At 52.4% G+C, this 3542-nt stretch carries 1 protein-coding gene and 1 pseudogene; both read left to right on the top strand.

Features of this window, described 5'->3' with window-relative positions; translation table 11 throughout:
* A pseudogene (locus tag ACEW8J_RS07170) lies at window positions 1-109 on the top strand (IS5/IS1182 family transposase); the annotation flags it as partial.
* A gap of 365 nt (window positions 110-474) precedes the next feature.
* Entirely contained in the window at window positions 475-3006 is a 2532-nt protein-coding gene (locus tag ACEW8J_RS07165; protein ID WP_373490959.1) for a TonB-dependent receptor, read from the top strand.
* The last annotated feature ends 536 nt before the right edge of the window (window positions 3007-3542 follow it).

Below are 3542 nucleotides of genomic sequence, written 5' to 3'. Positions count from 1 at the left end.
CCGAAACCGCCGCCTCGCCAAAGACTTTGAGAATACCATCGCTTCCGCAACTGCATGGATCTTCATGGCATCCGTCCAGCTGCTCGTCAGACGTATCGCAAGATCATGATATTAAATGGAATAATTATGAGTCAGACTCTTACACATGTCTTACACACTTACACAAAACCTTACACAAATTTGGCTTGACGAAAAAATTATAACTTGTTATCAAAATGTTACGGTTGTCTCGTCCCACTCAAAATCGAGTTCTTAACGGAGTGCCAGTTCGAGTCTGGCCAGGGGCACCATTTTCCGAAAACTTGAGAATTTGTGACTTAGTTGCAACGATTTCCCCGACCGGTCAGAAAATTTTTCTCTTAATGCACTTTTCCGAGGGTTTTGTTGGACATGAGCGGTTTCTGCCCGCAATCGGCGCGTCCGAAGAGGGATCAACGTTAAGCAAGCCCGACAACCGGGACGCAGGAGAATGAAGTGAAAATAGCAAAATTTTTATCCGCCACCGCCGTGGGCGGATTGATGGCCGCTGCGCCTGCATATGCGCAGGACGCGCAAGGCGAAGAGATTTTTGACGAAAATGTAATCGTCGTCACCGCTTCGAAGCGGGAGACAACACTTCAGGAAACACCGATATCCGTCTCGGTTACCAGCGGCGAAACCCTCGACCGGGCAAAGATTCGGGATATTTCCGATCTGACCACCGTTGCTCCCTCGCTCCGTTCAAGCCAGCTGCAAAGCTCGGCAAACACGACCTTCATCATTCGCGGGTTTGGCAATGGAGCCAATAATGCGGGTATCGAGCCTTCGGTTGGCGTATTTATCGACGGTGTATACCGGTCGCGTTCCGCAGGCCAGATTGGCGATCTGTCCAACGTGTCGCGGATCGAGGTTCTGCGCGGGCCGCAATCGACCCTGTTCGGCAAAAATGCCTCTGCCGGTGTAATTTCGGTGGTGACGCGGGAGCCGCAGTTTGATTTCGGCGGCTCGGTCGAAGCAACCTACGGCAATTTCAACCAGATGATCTTGAAGGCCGATGTTACGGGACCGCTGTCCGAAACCATCGCCGTGTCCCTCGACGGAAACTATAACAAGCGTGACGGCTATGTGGATGTTCCCAATCTGGGGATCGACATCAATAACCGTGATCGCTGGAGTGTTCGTGGGCAGTTCCTGTTCGAACCCACTTCCGATCTCAAAATTCGCGCCATCGGTGATTACAGCCGGATCGACGAGGAATGCTGCTTTGCCGGCAATATTGTCGCTGGCCCAAGCGTACCTGCGATATTTGCACTGGGCGGTGCGGTTGATCCGGAAAATCTCTTCAACGACACCAGCTTTTTGAACATTGCTCCAAGCAACAAGATCGACAGCTATGGCGCGTCGGTTCAGGTCGACTACCAGGTGGGCGCCCTTTCGCTGACGTCGATCACCGCCTATCGTGAACTTCGGTCTTTCAACACTGGCGATGTCGATTTTTCCAGTCTCGATATCGTAAACGACCAGACAGATCAGGCAATTGATACGTTCAGTCAGGAATTCCGTATTGCCTCGGATTTTGACGGGCCGCTGAATTTCCTGCTTGGCGGATATTATTTCAAGGAAGATGTCGATCAGAGCAGCCAGCTGTTTACCGGAACGCAAGCACGTCCATTCTTCTCGCTGCTGGCCGGCAACCCGCAAGTATTCAATGGTGTCGAAGCGGCCCTGGGATTCCCGCAGAACAGCATTTTCAGCCCTGGTTTGCTGACCGATGAACGGTTCACCCTGAACAACGAAGCCTATTCGGTCTTCGGCACCGTCGATTTCGAAGTGGTGGACGGACTGACGCTGACCGGCGGATTCAACTATACCAAGGACAAGAAAGACTTCACCGCTTCCATGACAGCGTTTGACGAACTTGGTCAGGTCAACCTAGTTGATGCGTTTATCGCTGGTGCCATTGGCTCTTCTGATCCTGCTGTCATTGGGCAATTTGCTGCTAATAATCCTCAGCAGTTCGCGGCGATCGCCGGGGCGGCGCAAGATCCTGCCGTCAATCAGCTGCTTGGCCTGGCTCCCTTCCAGTTCCAGCCACCGTTTCTGAATGTTCCAAATGCTGTCGAAGATGGCCGGACGCGGGATGATGATTTCTCATACACGCTTCGCGCTTCCTACGAGTTAAGCCGGAACTTCAACGCCTATTTCACCTATGCGACCGGCTTCAAGGCTTCTTCCGTCAATCTTTCCCGCGATAGTGATCCGCTCGCGACTGATTACACACCGGGACCGTTGCTAAGTGCGATTTTGGCTCCATCTTCACCGATTCGGGATGCTGGCATCGCCACGCCAAATCTGAATAGTGGCACCCGTTTTGCCGGGCCGGAGGACGCCGAAGTCTATGAAGTGGGTATCAAAGGCCAGTTTGATGGATTCGGGTTCAACCTGGCCGTGTTTGACCAGACCCTCAAAGGTTTCCAGTCCAACATTTTCACCGGCACCGGCTTTGCTCTTGCCAATGCAGGCCAGCAGTCAACCCGTGGTTTCGAATTTGACGCGACCATCAGGCCGGCTGATCCCTGGCTTTTCACTTTTGCTCTGACCTATCTTGACGCGACATTCGATGATTTCCCGAATTCGGCGGTCGGCGATTTGACCGGTGAACGGCCGGCAGGCACACCCGCTTATTCAATTGCCACGTCTGCGACCTATACCCACGAGCTTGGCGCGAGTGGCAATATGCTGATCGGCCGCGTGGATTACAGCCATGAAAGCAATGTGAACATAACCAACGGACTGCCCACTTTCGGCCCAGCTGCGGAAACGCTGTTCCGGCGCGAAGTCAATCTGGTGAATACGTCGCTGACTTTGGCTTTGGAAAATGGCGTCGAGGTCAGTGCTTTCGCCCGCAACCTATTTGATGAACGCTTCATCACCCAGGTGTTCGATGGCGTGGCCCAGGCCGGTACCGTGTCAGGCTATCCCAACCAGCCGCGCACTTATGGTGGGTCTGTTCGTTTCAAATTCTAAATTGAAATATAATTACAAAAATAAGCCCCATTGGGAAACCAGTGGGGCTTTTTTGTGTGATTGTAACATCGGGTGATTGGCGAGGCATTTACATCATATTATGATAGCCTTTCGCAAAGCGCTGCATAGGGTTTTTTCTTTGAAGGCGCCAATGAGAACCAAATTGTCTCTGCACGACGCCACCATTGAGGCAATATGCACTTTATCCTAGTCGCGATCAGCATGATGGCACTGATTCGCTATCGCTCCATGGTGCCGCTAATTTATCTAATTCTGATCTATGAGTATCTTAGCCGCCGCCTCCTCAGCACCATCTGGATGGACACACCCTTTTTGCAACTTGCGACCAGTACCGCGGGCGCTATAGTTCAGTCACTGTTAACATCTTCTGCATCCGGAGCGCTCACCGGATCGACCGAGATAGCCGGTTTTGATGAACATCGCAGAACTAGCGAGCCGCAATGACGTCGTCGATCCAACTAGCATAGTGAGAAATGCGAACTAGGTAGCTTACTTGGCCGTAGCGTCCCGGTTGG

The sequence above is a fragment of the Parasphingorhabdus sp. genome (assembly GCF_041748495.1).
Taxonomy (GTDB): Bacteria; Pseudomonadota; Alphaproteobacteria; order Sphingomonadales; family Sphingomonadaceae; genus Parasphingorhabdus.
Note: the sequence above shows the minus strand (reverse complement) of the source record. Positions and strands in the feature narration are given on the sequence as shown.